At 32.5% G+C, this 16049-nt stretch carries 16 protein-coding genes; 10 read left to right on the top strand and 6 right to left on the bottom strand.

The window, feature by feature from the left end:
* Positions 1-2: 2 nt before the first annotated feature.
* Positions 3-902 (top strand): helix-turn-helix domain-containing protein, encoded by a 900-nt coding sequence (locus OIU83_RS08050; protein ID WP_264205736.1) that lies wholly within the window; start codon positions 3-5, stop codon positions 900-902.
* A gap of 78 nt (positions 903-980) precedes the next feature.
* Here OIU83_RS08050 and OIU83_RS08045 read toward each other — a convergent pair whose 3' ends face one another.
* The 4 genes from OIU83_RS08045 to OIU83_RS08030 all read right to left on the bottom strand — a co-directional run bounded on the left by OIU83_RS08045 (position 981) and on the right by OIU83_RS08030 (position 4854).
* On the bottom strand, positions 981-1331 hold the full coding sequence (locus OIU83_RS08045; protein WP_264205735.1) for an MmcQ/YjbR family DNA-binding protein: 351 nt from the start codon (positions 1329-1331) through the stop codon (positions 981-983).
* Between the two features lie 43 nt (positions 1332-1374).
* The gene (locus OIU83_RS08040; protein ID WP_264205734.1) at positions 1375-2106 is read right to left on the bottom strand and encodes an SDR family oxidoreductase; all 732 of its coding nucleotides are present in this window, start codon (positions 2104-2106) and stop codon (positions 1375-1377) included.
* A 120-nt stretch (positions 2107-2226) separates the two neighbouring features.
* Complete coding sequence (locus OIU83_RS08035; RefSeq protein WP_264205733.1) at positions 2227-3138, bottom strand: helix-turn-helix domain-containing protein; 912 nt, start codon at positions 3136-3138, stop codon at positions 2227-2229.
* A gap of 696 nt (positions 3139-3834) precedes the next feature.
* On the bottom strand, positions 3835-4854 hold the full coding sequence (locus OIU83_RS08030; RefSeq protein WP_264205732.1) for a hypothetical protein: 1020 nt from the start codon (positions 4852-4854) through the stop codon (positions 3835-3837).
* Between the two features lie 415 nt (positions 4855-5269).
* Between OIU83_RS08030 and OIU83_RS08025 the strand changes: the two genes are divergently transcribed.
* The 9 genes from OIU83_RS08025 to OIU83_RS07985 all read left to right on the top strand — a co-directional run bounded on the left by OIU83_RS08025 (position 5270) and on the right by OIU83_RS07985 (position 13752).
* On the top strand, positions 5270-5785 hold the full coding sequence (locus OIU83_RS08025; RefSeq protein ID WP_264205731.1) for an RNA polymerase sigma factor: 516 nt from the start codon (positions 5270-5272) through the stop codon (positions 5783-5785).
* Positions 5786-5836: 51 nt separating this feature from the next.
* Positions 5837-6736 carry a FecR family protein gene (locus tag OIU83_RS08020; protein ID WP_264205730.1) on the top strand — a complete coding sequence of 300 codons (900 nt, stop codon included), beginning with the start codon at positions 5837-5839 and terminating at the stop codon, positions 6734-6736.
* Positions 6737-9268, top strand: coding sequence for a TonB-dependent receptor (locus OIU83_RS08015; RefSeq protein ID WP_264205729.1), 2532 nt, complete (start codon positions 6737-6739; stop codon positions 9266-9268).
* 325 nt (positions 9269-9593) lie between these two features.
* The gene (locus tag OIU83_RS08010; protein ID WP_264205728.1) at positions 9594-10481 is read left to right on the top strand and encodes a COG4315 family predicted lipoprotein; all 888 of its coding nucleotides are present in this window, start codon (positions 9594-9596) and stop codon (positions 10479-10481) included.
* A 285-nt stretch (positions 10482-10766) separates the two neighbouring features.
* Positions 10767-11171, top strand: coding sequence for an OB-fold putative lipoprotein (locus tag OIU83_RS08005; RefSeq protein WP_264205727.1), 405 nt, complete (start codon positions 10767-10769; stop codon positions 11169-11171).
* 7 nt (positions 11172-11178) lie between these two features.
* Positions 11179-12021 carry a DUF5777 family beta-barrel protein gene (locus tag OIU83_RS08000; RefSeq protein ID WP_264205726.1) on the top strand — a complete coding sequence of 281 codons (843 nt, stop codon included), beginning with the start codon at positions 11179-11181 and terminating at the stop codon, positions 12019-12021.
* A gap of 19 nt (positions 12022-12040) precedes the next feature.
* Positions 12041-12436 (top strand): c-type cytochrome, encoded by a 396-nt coding sequence (locus OIU83_RS07995; protein WP_264205725.1) that lies wholly within the window; start codon positions 12041-12043, stop codon positions 12434-12436.
* A 5-nt stretch (positions 12437-12441) separates the two neighbouring features.
* Positions 12442-12996 carry a YceI family protein gene (locus OIU83_RS07990; protein WP_264205724.1) on the top strand — a complete coding sequence of 185 codons (555 nt, stop codon included), beginning with the start codon at positions 12442-12444 and terminating at the stop codon, positions 12994-12996.
* A 318-nt stretch (positions 12997-13314) separates the two neighbouring features.
* Positions 13315-13752 carry a hypothetical protein gene (locus OIU83_RS07985; RefSeq protein ID WP_264205723.1) on the top strand — a complete coding sequence of 146 codons (438 nt, stop codon included), beginning with the start codon at positions 13315-13317 and terminating at the stop codon, positions 13750-13752.
* A 178-nt stretch (positions 13753-13930) separates the two neighbouring features.
* Here OIU83_RS07985 and OIU83_RS07980 read toward each other — a convergent pair whose 3' ends face one another.
* Together OIU83_RS07980 and OIU83_RS07975 are read right to left on the bottom strand one after the other, a co-directional pair.
* On the bottom strand, positions 13931-14965 hold the full coding sequence (locus tag OIU83_RS07980) for a zinc-dependent alcohol dehydrogenase family protein (protein WP_264205722.1): 1035 nt from the start codon (positions 14963-14965) through the stop codon (positions 13931-13933).
* A 12-nt stretch (positions 14966-14977) separates the two neighbouring features.
* On the bottom strand, positions 14978-16048 hold the full coding sequence (locus tag OIU83_RS07975) for an NADH:flavin oxidoreductase (protein WP_264205721.1): 1071 nt from the start codon (positions 16046-16048) through the stop codon (positions 14978-14980).
* Between the last annotated feature and the right edge of the window lies 1 nt (position 16049).

The following is a 16049-nucleotide window of genomic DNA, read 5'->3' as shown; positions in this document are numbered from 1 at the left end:
TTATGAATACTATTGCATCTGTATCTGCTTTTCATCGCCTGCTTTCTCTTCCGGAACCCAAACACCCAATGGTTAGTGTCATAAATTTATCTGAAAGTATTTTTCTGGATGATGAAATCTGGAAAGGATTTATCAATAAATTCTACTGCGTTGCTTTAAAAAGAGATTCCAAAGGAAAAATCAGATACGGTCAAGGACATTATGATTACGATAAAGGCGTACTAAGTTTTACTGCACCTAATCAGGTGCAGTATTTGGATTTTCATAATATGGAATGTGGAGCGGGTTATCTACTGATATTTCATGAAGATTTTCTTTTGAAACATCCGCTAGCCCAAAGAATATTTGATTTTGGATTTTTCTCCTATGCGGTAAATGAAGCGCTGCATTTATCAGCACAGGAAGAAAAATATCTGATAGAAATACTGGATCGAATTGACAAAGAATGCCAGCATATTGACCGCCACACTCAGGATATTATTCTTTCACAGATTAATCTGCTTCTAAACTATTCAAGCCGATTTTATGAAAGACAGTTTATAACACGCAAAAACAATAGTCATGCGTTGCTTACAAAATTTGAAAGGTTTATCAATGATTATTATAATGACAACACAGCCGAAAAAAGTCTTTTAAGTGTTCGTTTAATTGCCGAAGCTCTAAATATTTCTCCAAATTATCTCAGTGATTTCTTGAAAATACATACTGGGCGAAATACAAAAGAGCATATTTATGAAAAGCTAATCAATAAGGCTAAAGAAAAACTATCGGCAACTGAATTATCCATCAGTGAAATCGCCTACGATCTTGGCTTTGAACATCCTCAGTCATTTAGCACGCTTTTTAAAAAACGAACGCAAATGGCTCCCTTAGAATTTCGGGAAAAGATTAAGAATAACTGATTCAAACAATCAAAATACTATTTCATAATCAATTTTTAAAAAATTAATTTTCTTTTCAGAATTTATAAAGATGTTATTTTATTTATTTCTCTTCGAAATACCTTCTGCAACAAGTTGGTAAGATTTCGTAACAAGATCTTTGATCAATTCTTGGGAGACATCCCCGTTTAAAGCAACACTTATCCAGTGTTTTTGGCTCAAGTTAAACGGTTTATCAATGCCCTTATGTTCCCTAAGCTCATCAATGAGCTTAGGGTCGCATTTTAATGTACAACGATCAAATTTATCAAGGTCGATTAAGCAAAACATTTTCTTACCAACATAAAATACGAGGATAGACTGAGCATTCTTAAAGAAAGCTCCGAACGGCATGCCTTCATGCGTATCGGGGAATGACAGACAGAAATCTCTAAACTCTTCTACATTCATATAATAATTGATTAATTTCCATTTTAAAATAAGGAATCAGCTTTTACCATGGTAATACTTCGCCAGACTGAGAAAAAGTTCCTGTTGGTCCATTTTTATCAAGCAAAGCTAATGCAACGCCTGTTTTTGCACCTTCTTCTGGTGTAAGCGGCGCCTGATTTGATCCAATTGATGTTTGAACCCAACCTGGATTTGCTGCGTTTACTTTTATATTGGTTTCGCGAAGTGCGTGAGCCAGAAAAACTGTAAACTGGTTTAAAGCTGTTTTTGATGCACTGTAGGCATATGGTTTTAAAGCATACAGCCAGTGAGCTTCATCCAGGTGAACATCGAAAGAACCGGAAACACTGCTGATGTTTACAATACGCCCAGATTTACTTTTTTTGATTGCCGGTAATAAAGCCTGGGTCAGTTCAACGGTACCAAAATAATTGATATCAAATGTGTCACGAAGCGTTTGCAATGGAACAGTTTCAGTGTTATTTCCGAACCATGCGCTGTCTAAAAATACGGCTGCGTTGTTGACCAGGATGTCCAATACACCATATTCGCCTTCAATGTAGTTTTTAACATTCACTATATCTACTGAATTACTGATATCCAGTTTAATGTAGGTAACATCTAGCGATAAGCCTCGTAAAGCTCCTTCGGCCTTTTTACCTTCAGTTTCATTTCTTGCGCCTAATAAAACCTTGATGTTCTGCTCGGCAAGTTGTTTAGCTGTTTCAAAACCAATGCCTTTATTGGCACCGGTAACTAATGCTATCTTTGTCATATTTGTAAATTATTTAATTTAATACAAAGGTAGAACGGAAAGCGTAGCCTGTATTAGCGTAAATAAAACCGATCCTTACTATAATCAAACTTACTTGTCTAATATCTATGAAAAAGCAACTTATTCTTTATGTAGCTTCCTGTAATCTGTAGGGGAAGCGTTTGCATGCTTTTTAAAAAATAAATTGAAATGTGATGGCTCCGCAAAACCAAGTGTAAAAGAGATCTCCGCAACATGCCAGTTGGTTAATTTTAATAAAATCTTAGCCTCCTGAAGAAGTCTTGCAGCGATGATCTCACTTACGGTTCTGCCTTTGGATAATTTTACCTGGCGGTTCAAATAATTGGGATGAAGAGACAGGCTGTCTGCGAAATCCTTTGGAGTTTTAAATTGGATTATATTCTGCGGGGATTCTATGGGAAACTGCGATTCTAGTAATCTTATGAAGGAACAGGCGATGACCTCTGTCGTATTATTTGTTTTGACGAAAGAGCTAACCGGAGCGAGCTTTTGTGCATTAAAAATGATTTCAAGTAAGTAAGTACGTTGCAAATTATTTTTATAGGCACTATTTTCGTGTTTTTCATTAAATATTTTCGTGTAAATATCAATAAAATCTTTCGTTTGCTTATCTGTTAACGAATAGATATTCTGCCTACCTGGTTTATAAATCGGGAATTCAAGTAATCGATAACCACTGTTGGCTTTAGTAATAAACTCCTCTTTAAACATGCAGCTGATCCCTGCATATCCCAAACCAGTCGAATGTATCCCAAAAGGAATTTTGGTAGTAGTGAAAAGTAATGAATTGCCAGAAATATCAATATTTCTATCTTCAAATTCAAGATGATATTCCCCTTGTAATAAAGTGGCTGTGTAAAATATCTTTCGGTTATATTCAAATGAAAAAAACGGGTTATCAGCAATGCTCAGATCCAGTATATGGAAAGTGTTAGCATCATTTTGAATAATGTTTGATATTGCAGCAGATTTTGCAAGGTCGATAGAAGATGTAGCATCAGATATTCTCATATACAAAAGTAATTATTTTTTTTAATAGAAATTTAATTGTCCTTAAGACTAAAACAAATGATTTAATGACATTGCCTATAAAGTCTCTGGTATCACATACAAATTGCCAAATCCGGACAAATACTAAACCAATTTTCCATTAAGCTAATTCCCTAGATCTGTTGTAGCAATTAGGGTGCGTTTTTTTCTAACTTTTCATTGTTAATTTCCATTAAGTTGTCTGAGTATTACTTACTAAGTTCTGAAGGCAGAATATTTACAGGAATGGACTTTACTTCCTAAACTTATATATTTCATCCGTAAAACAAAGGTAGTTTTTTTGAGATTTATAAATTTCAACCAAAATAATAAGATCATTTAATACAATAATGCATTAAATCACCAACAAATTATGAGAGGATTACTTAATTGTATCATGAATATAAATGATATTTCGAAAAATTATTTCTTCCAAAACAAATTGTCAACTTGAACTCCCTTCATTTTCATTATCATTTCGATATCTTAACGAAAACCTAAGTTTGGAATACACAGCCTGAAGAATAATAGATTTTGGAGAACAATAACCCTTGATTTTCTTTAATTTTAGAATTTAAAAAAAGACAAAGGTAAAACTTAACTCCAGATGCAAGAGAACCAATTTAGATTCCTATATTAATATATGATAATGTGCCAATAAACCACGACTGTTAGCATTTATTTTTTTTCAAAATAAAGATAGTTAGTGCTAGTACTTACATCACGTAATCGTATCTGCGAATTATTAAACTCAAACAATTTCCAATTACTATTCAATTTACTAAGTAATTCTGAACTGAAATTTATTTGTAATTCTCTAACCCCATACTCTAATTTACTGTCCCATTGACCGGTTTCCATAATCGCGCCTTTAGTAGCTACTATAGATTTGTCACTTTTAAACACAAATGAATATCCGCTGTAAGATGCCGTTTTCTCTGAAGTATTAAAGAAATAAGGTATTCCCCAAGAACCACTTGTTATTGTTGCTACAAAATCAAGTGTTACAATGTTATTTTCAGGGCAGTAATCAATAGCATATTTTATAGCATTTTCGAACTCTAAATTATTCGTAATTGATTTTGTCTGATTGTTGTAATCTGCTATTGTAATTGGATATTGTAAGGAAATATACTGACTGCTATTCAAGTTTTTTATAAAATTAAAAAAGGCCTGATCACTTACAATCGATTGAGAACTTGCAATTTGATTGGCACTGTTATAACTATTAATGGTTATTGGATAGTTGATGTTTAGTCCATTAATTTTTGACAACAGATCAGGGTAAAGATTCCAATAATCGATTAAATCATTAAAATCAGCTTCATTCGGAATATTTTTTTCGATGTAATTATAGTATACCATCATTACGGGAAAATCAATTTTTACAATGTCATCATCATAAGTATTTGCATTAATATTATCTATTACTTTTTGATAATCGGCAGTGGTATTAATTGCAATTTTTACATTATTAACAGTAACTGTATAAGGAAGTTTTATAGTACAATAACTAGACCTGTCGATTACATTATCCTGAACCGTTTGTACCATTGCAACCCTTTGCAAATAAGAAGTAAGAGGAGAAGTATTTGTAACTGTTCCTTGTGCATAATTATTTTGCTCATCCATTTCACTTTGGCAAGACAATAAGAATAGGAGTGCTACTATTGATAAATATTTTTTCAAAGGGTACATATTTATATTTTTACAAAGGTAATAATTTTTAGAAACTGTTTTTTTTTATATAAATTCAGTATCAGAGAATTTGTTCGTTCAATATCAATAATTTAAGAATTTTTACATTGAAGATTAACGATTGGAGATTTTTGATGTAGTATTGGTAAATACTAATATTATCTATTTCTCTAGGTTTCATACATCCAAAATTGTTACTCGAGCCAGAAAGAGCAAACAGGCGAAGTAATCAAAAATTAGCAATTATTTTATTGATTTTTCCTTAACTTAATGAGATTGTTTTTTAGTTCTATTTCTTCAATACTAAATTATCAAAAGGTAATAGCATTTTATACCTTTATAAAACAATCAGCTTTGCTTTTACCCTACTTAAAGTAAAAACAAATACTTTTGCATCGTATCAACTGAAATCGAAATGCCACAAAAAAAACTATCAAATACTTGTGACGAAATAATTTTTTCGTCTTTTTTCAAAAGTCATGTAAAAGCACTTCGGAATTTTCTTTTTTACAAATTTGGCAATTTAGCCCAGGCAGAAGATGTTGCTCAAGAAGCATTTGTAAAACTTTGGCAAAACTGCGCTTCGGTACCACTAGAAAAAGCAAAATCTTATATTTATACTATTGCAAATAACAGCAGTCTCAACGAAATTGCACATCAAAAAGTGGTTTTGAGATATGAAAAAAACTTCAACGGTTTAGATAAAACAAATGAAAATCCCGAATATATTCTGGAAGAAAAACAGTTTCAAACCAAACTATTAAAAGCCATTGAAAACTTAAACGAAAAACAACGTATTGCTTTTTTGATGCATAGAATTGACGGAAAGAAATACAGCGAAATTGCTTTAGAATTAAATATTAGTGTAAAGGCAGTCGAAAAACGCATTCATGTCGCTTTGTTAAGCTTACGTAAAGAAATTGATTTATAAAAAAGTAGGGTAATTATAGTTCTAATTGTTTTAATAATATAGTACAGTACAATGAAAAAAAATCGCTTATTAGCAAAATGGCTCAACAATGATTTATCACCAGATGAATTGGCTGAATTTGAGGCAAGTCCCGATTTTGAAAAATACCAAAAGATAAAGAATTATACAGATCATTTAGAAGTAGATGATTTGGATGAAAATAGCATGCTGTCAGATATTCTAAATCAGAAAAAAGTGACTCCAAGAGTAGTTCCTCTATACAAAAAATGGATGTTTCAAATAGCTGCAGTCTTGGTGTTGGCTCTTGGAATCACATTTGCCTTCAATTTTTTTGTGCCTCAAACTCAGAAAGCAGATTTTGGAGAAAGAACCACTTTTTTATTGCCTGACAACTCTGAAGTGGTGCTAAATTCCCTTTCTGAAATAAACTATAAAAAATGGAACTGGGACAACAACAGATTCCTTAAATTAAAAGGAGAAGCTTATTTTAGAGTAGCCAAAGGTAGACGATTTGAAGTACAAACCGATCTAGGAAATGTAACCGTTTTAGGTACTCGATTTAACGTTAAAGCCCGAAAAAATAGGTTTGATGTTGTGTGTTACGAAGGACGCGTAAAGGTAAATTATGGAGATACACAAATTTTATTAACACACGGACAAAGCGTTACTTTTGAAAACGGAAAACAATTCAATACCGTTGTAAGTGCTCCAAAACCGGAATGGATGGACAATCAAATAGCTTTTTATCAAGAAAACATCAAAAGCCTGTTAGACGAAGTTCAAAGACAATACAATATTACGATTGAACTGAATGCAAAAGATACAACTTCGCTTTTTACCGGAAAATTACCAACTAAAGATCTGGATGTAGCTTTGCAAATTATTAGTACAACCTACCATTTAGAGGTGAAAAAAGTCTCAAATAATAAAATAATTTTTGACAAAAAATAAATGCTGTTCCCCAAATCATTTCATTTTTTGTTTCTCACATTTTTCCTTGTCCTGAAGCTTTCTGCTCAGGACAAAGGAAAACTTATGCCTTTAAAAAACATCATAAATGATATTGAACAACAGCATCAGGTTAGTTTTAATTACACTGAAGACAATATTGTTAATCTTCAATTAAATCCTCCAAAAAGATCACTTTCCTTAGAACAAAAATTACAATATCTAGCTAAAAAAACCAATTTGTCTTTTGAAAACATAAAGAACAAATTCATTAACATTTATAAAAAAGATAATACTGTTCAAAAAATTTGCGGATACGTTTTTTCAGGTATAGATAAAAAACCTATTGAAAATGCCAATATTAATTCTCCCAATATAGCACAGGTTAGAACTAATTCTGACGGTTATTTTGAGTTAAAAAAAGAAGATGCAACTACTTTTTCGATTAGTCACGTTGGGTTTATAACCAAAAAAATTGTGACCGATAAAGTAGATTCAAAAAATTGTATCCAAATAATATTAGAGCCTGAAATCACAGAACTTCAAGAAATCAGAGCCAATGCTATTCTAGCTTCGGGAATTTCAAAAAATACTGATGGATCACTTGAAATTAAACCCAAAAAATTTGGTATTTTGCCGGGACTTATTGAACCCGATGCTTTACAAACAATGCAGCAAATTCCAGGTGTAAACAGTCTGGACGAAAGTGTATCCAGCATCAATGTACGTGGCGGTACACACGACCAAAATTTATTTTTATGGAATGGAATACGAATGTTTCAGACAGGACATTTTTTTGGTTTAATATCGGTTTTCAATCCCAATTTGGCACATACCATTTCTATTTATAAAAACGGAAGTTCTGCATTTTACGGGGAGAGTGTATCCAGTGTCGTTGCTATTTCATCTACGCCTGAAAAAGCAGAAAAGAATTCTTTTAGTGCTGGAATAAATATGATTAATGCTGATGTTTATGCGAAGTACAATCTATCGAAAAAGAGTTCTATTGAAATCTCGGCACGTAAATCGATTACTGATTTTGTAGAAACACCAACATATAAAGAATATTTCAATAAAGTTTTTCAAAATACTACAATCACTGATTTTTCAGACAAACAAAACATTAATTACCGCAGTGATAAAAAGTTTGGCTTTTATGATGCGACGCTAAAATATGCTCAAAAAATTGGGCTTAAAGATCAAATCATACTTGATTTAATCACAATAAAAGACAATCTGGAAGTTTTTAAAAGTGCCGTTGCATACAATATAAATAAATCTCAAAACAATATTTTAAGGCAACAAAATTATGGTGGGAATTTGTCATGGAGGAGAAACTGGAATAACTTCAATACCACTAAAATTAATGTTTACAACTCTTCTTATGAGCTTTTTGCCAACCAAGAAAGTACCACTGATCAAAATGTAATCCAGGAAAATACCGTTAACAATAATGGAATTAACTTAGAGAACAACCATATCATCAACTCAAAATTCAGTTTTAACGATGGGTATCAGTACAATGAAATTGGTATTACTAACTTAGAACAGGTAAGTAATCCTGATTTCTATCGTAAAGTAAAAGATGTACTCAGAACTCATGCCCTTATTCTAGAAGGAAAATACAACGACACACTTTCCAGAATATATTTTAAAGTGGGAACACGCATTAATTATATCGAAAAATTTAAAAAATATATTGTAGAGCCTCGAATTCAATTTAGCTATGGAATTAGTAAAAGCCTAAATTTAGAATTACTGGGCGAGCTTAAAAGTCAAAACTCACAGCAAATTATTGATTTGCAAAAAGACTATTTTGGCATTGAAAAAAGACGTTGGATTATCTCAAATAACACCACAATTCCTATTCAAAGAAGCAAACAACTCTCTTTAAATTTATTTTACAAAAAGAATGACTGGCTGCTGGATATCGAAAATTTTTATAAGAAAGTATCTGGAATTACAACTTCAAGCCAAGGTTTTCAGAACCAATTAGAGTTTGTTCGAATGACTGGCGATTATGAAGTTTTTGGGACAGAAATGCTGATTCAGAAAAAAATGAATCACTTTCTGACTTGGTTAAGTTATACTTATAACCATAATAATTATCTTTTTTCTAATTATGAATACCCAAGTTTTCCAAACAATTTTGAGTTAATGCATACGGTATCATGGGCAGGAATTTATGAGAAAAACAATTTTAAAATTGCCTTGGGAACAAAGTGGTCTTCTGGCAGACCAAAAACCTCTCCTGACCTCTCCCAAATTAATCTTTCGGATCCTCTATTGGTATACAACAAACCGAACAATACCAATGTACATATTTTTTCACAGGTAAATATTTCCTCTACTTATAAGTGGGAAACTACAAATGGAATTCAATACAAATTAGGGCTGTCTATCTTAAATATCCTAAACAGGAAAAATGAAATCAGCGAATATTATAGAATTAGTTCTTTAACAAATTCTATAGAAGACATCCAAACATTCTCGCTGCAAAGAACTCCAAACATCAGCTTTAGAGTTTCATTCTAGCCCTATTTCAACGAGGTTTGTAAAAAAACTTTGTCCTTCTTTTTATTTTTTTTATAAAATATCAATTCTTTGGTAGGGTAATCTGCATCAAGACTGTTTTACTATTGAACCCTATCCAAAAGAATAGAAAAATGACCCCATTACAATACCTGATTCTACATCATCAAGGCTACTGTTTTTATGACAGTTCATAACAATAAAAATTATTGAACGAAATACGCATCAAAAAAAATGAGCCTAATTTCTTGATATAATTTACAACAAAATACTTTACTAATTCTGTAAAGCTTATTTCCCTTTTCGATATAAACTAAATAAAAGAACTATGAAATTAAAACAAATCAAATTCGCTGTAGTTGCTGTTATAGCAACAACATTATTCGTAAGCTGCAGTAGTAGTGACAAGGAGAGTGATAATCCCACTCCTCCTACTCCAGAACTAAAAACAGAAGTTAATCTTTCTACAAGTACAACATTAGGCTCTTATCTTTCAGATAAAGATGGAAAATCATTATATTTTTTCGCAACAGATGCAAACGGGCAAGCATCGTGTACAGGCGGATGTGAAGCGGTTTGGCCGCCCTTTTATGTAGATAATTTAACAGCAGATAAATTAGCTGCAGGATTAACATTATCAGACTTTGGAACTATTACTACTTCAACCAATAAAAAACAACTTACCTACAAAGGATGGCCATTGTATTACTATGCACCTAGTGTAAACGGAACAAACACACCAGAAACTAAAGGTCAGACAACTGGAGATGGAGTCGGTGGCGTTTGGTTCATCGCAAAACCAGATTACTCTATCATGATTGTACGAAGTCAGCTTTTAGGACATGATGGTAAAAACTACAAATCAGATTATACTGTTGGAGATGGTCTAACCACCTATTTTACAGATGCTAATGGTAAAACACTTTATACCTTTAAATTTGATAATTCTAAGAAAAACAATTATACTAACGCTGATTTTTCAAACAATGCTGTTTGGCCAATATATGAAACAGATAAAATTGTTGTTCCTTCTATTCTCGACAAATCTAAATTTAGTGTTATCACAGTATTTGGTAAATCACAACTGATTTACAACGGTTGGCCTTTGTATTATTTTGGACAAGACGCAAACATAAGAGGTGCCAATAAAGGAATTAGTTTCCCTAGCCCAGGAGTTTGGCCAGTACCAGTAAAAGATATACCACTTGCAATATAAAAATTATAAATTTCCAAGAAATTCATAAAGCACCTTTCTATATTTCAAATTAGTTCAATGAGAATTGGACTAATTTGAAATAATAAAAATATACTAGTTTGTGACATGAATGAATGATAACTCCACTTATAAAAAAGTTAACTGTTAAAATATCTTTTACTTACTGATGATAAAAATGGGCAAAAATAAATCATCAGATGACTATTCAAATAAAATCACAATTAGAAAGATAGCGTGTTAGAGATAAAAAGAGAATTAGTTCTAACGGAAAATTAAAGCATAAATATGAAAAGAAAAAAAATAGCATTTGTAATTGCAGCCTTGTTGCTATTGGTTTCGGCGGGCATTTATTTTTATTACGGATTTCTCTTTAAGGAAGCACGCAATATAGAATCAGAAATGCCGGATTTCAGTATGACAGCAACAAAATTACTTAACGAGTATAATTCAAATCCAAAAAAAGCGGATTCATTATATCTCAATAAAACTATTGAAATAACTGGTAAAGTAACCAAAGAAACAGATTCTGTTGTGATAATTGAAAATAATCTTTTTTGTCTGTTTACTAATAAAACAAAAGATAAACTTATAAATAATAACACGACAGTTAAAGGTAAATGCATTGGTTATGATGAACTATTTCAAGAGGTTAAATTAGACCAATGCACCATTAACAAACAAAATAATTAATCAATTTATGAAGAAATTTTTAGTTCCAATCTGTCTTTTTTTAGCCACGATGGCTTATTCACAAGATGACCTGCTCAAAAGTCTTGATTCAACTCAAGTCGAAGAAAGTTATTCTACAGCAACTTTTAAAGCTTTACAGTTGGTAACCTTACAGACTACAAAAATGCCTGCCAAAAAAGAGTTCTATTTTCTAGTCTCGCATCGTTTTGGCACCGTTAAAGATGGTTTTGATAGTTTTTTTGGTCTTGATAATGCTACAACAAAACTTGGTGGTATTTATGGAGTTACAGATTGGTTATCGGTTAGCCTTTCCAGACACACTTTAAACAAAATGTATGAAACCGGTGTAAAATACCGAATGATGAGACAAGATGCTCGTTTTCCTGTAGACATTGTCGGGTACAGTGTTGCAGATATTAATACCTTTTTAGAAAAGGATCAATATCCAGGCTTAGAATTTAAGCACCGTATGACGTACGTACAACAGTTATTGATATCAAGAAAAGTGAACGAAAAATTATCCTTAGAATTAGTGCCTTCCTTTGTACATAAAAACCTTTACAATCCTGATATTGAAAACAATAATCAGTTTTCTTTTGGAGGAGGAGGACGTTATAAAATTACAAAAAGATTATCCGTCAATTTAGAATATATGCACAATTTTGACAAACCTGAATTTTACAAAAATCCATTATCAGTAGGTTTGGATGTCGAAACGGGCGGACATGTTTTTCAATTGATATTTACCAATTCACAGTCCATGAGTGAGAGCGGCTACCTTACTAATGCGTCTGGAAATTGGGGCAAAGGAGATTTCTTTTTCGGATTTAACTTATACAGAGTATTTTAAAAATTATAGACAACCAATTATGAAAAAAATAATAGCACTTACAATTCTACTGGCTGTATTTACAAGCTGTAGTAATTCTGACACCTATCAAGATATCGAAACACCGCCAGAAGTAGTTACACCTCCCGGACCGGTAACAACACCTGAACCAGTAGTTGCAACTACTTACACTAAAAATGCAAAATCAATTATTGATGCTAATTGTGTAGGCTGTCATCAAAACGGAAGATCTGCTGGTTTTAGACCATTAACGACTTATGCCGAGGTAAAAACAGCGGTTGAAAACGCCAGTTTATTAAATCGAATTCAATTACAAACCGGACAACAGGGGATCATGCCCCAGGCAGGAAGAATGTCTCAGGCAAATATTGATATCATCGTAAAATGGAATACAGACGGACTTAAAGAAAATTAATCATTATGAAAAAAAAGCTTATTAATTTCGTTGTAATACTGTTCCTTTTTATTTCAGGTACACAAGGATTTGCACAAAAACTGATTACTAAAACTGGGAGTATAAAATTTCAGGCTACTATGCCTTCATATGAAGAAGTTGCTGCCGAAAATAAAAGTGTGTCTGCCGTTTTAGAACAATCAACAGGAGACTTTGCTGCTTTGGTTCTTATAAAAGGTTTTAGGTTTAAAGTTGCCTTAATGGAAGAGCATTTTAATGAAAACTATATGGAATCTGAAAAATTTTCTAAAGCAACACTAAAAGGTAAAATAGAAGGTTTTGATGCTTCAAAAATTACAAATGCATCTAAAAATTTTACCTTAAATGGAGATCTTACCATTCATGGTAAAACAAAACCTGTATCAGTAATCGTAAAAATTTCGAAAGCAGCAAACGGAGTTAATGCCATAGGTACATTTGAAGTGAAACCTGAAGATTTCGATATTGAAATACCTAGCATGGTAAGGAAAAAAATTGCCGATAAAATTAAAATTACCTATAATTTTTTATTGATCAAATAATATTTTTCATCAAAACAGAATGTTTAGGTAATAGAGATATCCCCTAAACATGACTAATATTATGAGGTCAGTTTTATAATAGACTGACCTCTTTTTTTAATAACCTAAACCCATTGGGTGTAATTCACAAAATTTTCATTTAACACATAGAAACATAGATTTCATGTGTAAAAAAGAGTACAAAAAAATATATTTCTCTCACATAGCTAGCTTTGTGCATTTTAAACAAGTGAAATGCCTTTTTTGAGAGTATCAAAACCTATGTTTCTATGTGTTAAGATTAATTACACCCAACAGGTTAACCTAAACTAAACTCAAATGATCCGCAAAAATTATGTTGTTACTGGAGAAGATGTAAATGATGGTATGGTAATGGAAAATACTGCGTACATTTCATACGCCATTCGATTATTGTATCATTTTTTATTTCATAACGGATTTTCAAGAGAGAAACTCAATACTTTGCATTTAGGCTTGCAAGAAGGAAATCATATATTGATATGTTACAAAAATTTGATGTTTACCGAGCATTTTTTTGTTAAAATGGAAAATTGCTATATAGAGGATAAAATCAAAATTAAAAGCTGCTTTTTCAACTCAAAAAACGAATGCTGTGCAGAAGTTACTAAAGAAGTAGAATGGTTTGATCATATTCACAAAGAAGTTATCGCAGCCCCCAAACAAATTCTACAGCATTTTAATTCGAATACCAAAGAGCTCGTTAAGAATCCTAAGGGAGCTTTTAGGATATACTGAGCAGATTTTAACTGACCATTCATCCTTTATCTTTAACCAATCAAACATCTTAATAATTCGACGAAAACCAATTATTCAGCGAGAATCAAAAAAAAACAATCCTTTGAAATCAATGATTTTAAAGGATTGTTCTGTTAAAAAAATAGTTTAGGAATACTGAATGCTTTAAGCAAAGACTTTAAGATACTTTAATAACAAGCTTTCCAAAAGCTCCACGCTCCAAATGTTTATAAGCAGAAATAGCATCTGCAAAATCATATGTAGTATCAATAACCGGTTTAATATTATGTAAGTCTATAATTGCATTCATTTCTTCAAATGCATCACGGTTACCAACTAATATCCCATTAATTCTTACTGCTTTAAATAATATCTTTAGTAGATCAGCATTTGAAGTCGTACCATTTAAAAAACCGATCACATGAATTTGACCACCAATCGTAGCAGCTTCAACAGAGCGTTCAAAGTTATCTCCACCTATTACTTCAATTATATGATCTACACCAATCCCTTTTGTTATTCGTAAAACTTCCGTTTCCCAATTTGGGGTTTTTAAATAATTTATAACCTGATCAGCTCCTAATGCTTTGGCTTTTTCCAACTTTTCATCACTGCTTGAGGTTATAATTACTTTTGCACCAAGGGCTTTTGCCAGTTGAAGAGCAAAGAGAGATACTCCTCCTGTCCCTTGGATAAGTACAGTTTGCCCTTTTTCCAACTGTCCATGTTTAGTTAGGGCAAAAAAAGCAGTTAAAGCAGCAATAGGTAAAGTGGCAGCTTCTGCATTGGTTAATGTTGCAGGAGCTGCAATCGCAGCCTGCTCATCTAATAAGATATACTCTGCGAGTCCTCCATCCACTGGACCTCCTAACCCAGATAACGCTGTAGTTGATGTATGTTTTTTACCTTTAATCCAATTCCCATATAAATGTGAAGTTACACGATCATTAATAGCGAACCGGGTTACATCTGAGCCAATTCCAACGATTTGACCAGCAAGATCAGAAACTGGAATAAATGGAAATTCCATGATATCTGGTAGATATATCTTCTCAACAATTGCTTTATCCCTAAAATTCAAAGAAACCGCTCCAACCTTTACTAAAATCTGATTTTTATTTGGAATGGGTATTTCAGTAGTAATTAATTTGAGGTTTTCTATTCCAAAGCCCTGCAATTGCCAAGCTTTCATTGTTTTTATTTTGTCTGTCATTATATTTATTTATTATTCAACAAATCCTTCCCATTGTTTCAGGTATCCAATAAATTCTGGGCTTAATCCCTGTCTTTCTAAATATTCAGTTCTAACTGGTAATTGAGGGGATTTATAATTGTGATCAGAAATTAGTTCATTTACAAAATTGCTATCCAATATTGCAGCCCGACCAATCATGACAAAATCACAACCGTTTTCCAACATCTGAACAGCATGTTGCGCACTTAACACCCTGCCTGAAGCGCCAAGTCGGACGTTTTTTCTTGGAAGTTCGGTAAAGATTTTTAAAAACGGATCAATTAACAGATCATCCCCTACGTTCCCTACAGGTTTACCCCATGGGGCAAACTCTATAAAATCAATTTTTTCCTGTATCATTGCTTCTGCTGCAATATCTCTAATTTCTTCTATTACAGTTGTTCTTGATTCTATATTAAGTCTTAATCCAATATGAAAATCTTTACTGCAAGTTTTTCTTATACCCTCTATTATTTCAAATAAAAGTCTTGATCTGTTTTCAAGGATACCCCCATACTTGTCTTTTCTTCTATTAGTTAATGGTGAAATGAACTGCGCCAGCATATATCCAAATGCAGCATGGACTTCAACCCCATTAAATCCAGCTTTCTCTGCTCTCCCCGCAGCCGTTATAAAGTCTTCACGAAGCATTTCTATCTCACTAATTGTGAGTCCCCTTGCTCCTGAAATTAAGGAATCGGATGGACCAACAAGTTCATTTGAATAATCACTACGAATTCCTCCATGCTGAATTTGAATTGAAGCAAGAGAATTATTTGACTTGATTGCTGCTGCAATTTTTATCAGGCCTTCTAAATGAGAATCATTATATATCCCTAATTGTCCGGGAAAAGTCTTCCCGTTTCTCTGAACATTTGCAGCACAAGCCATAGTAAGAGAAAATCCACCACTTGCACATTTTTTATACCAGCTAAAATCATTGTCATTAGCTGTTCCATCAACATTGCTCTGCATATTTGTTAATGGAGATAATAAAAGACGATTTTTTAACGCAGGTCCATGCGATAGGGTTAATGGCTTAAATAAATCTTCTATATTCATT

The organism is Flavobacterium shii (genome assembly GCF_025847235.1).
GTDB classification, from domain to species: domain Bacteria; phylum Bacteroidota; class Bacteroidia; order Flavobacteriales; family Flavobacteriaceae; genus Flavobacterium; species Flavobacterium shii.
Note: the sequence above shows the minus strand (reverse complement) of the source record. Positions and strands in the feature narration are given on the sequence as shown.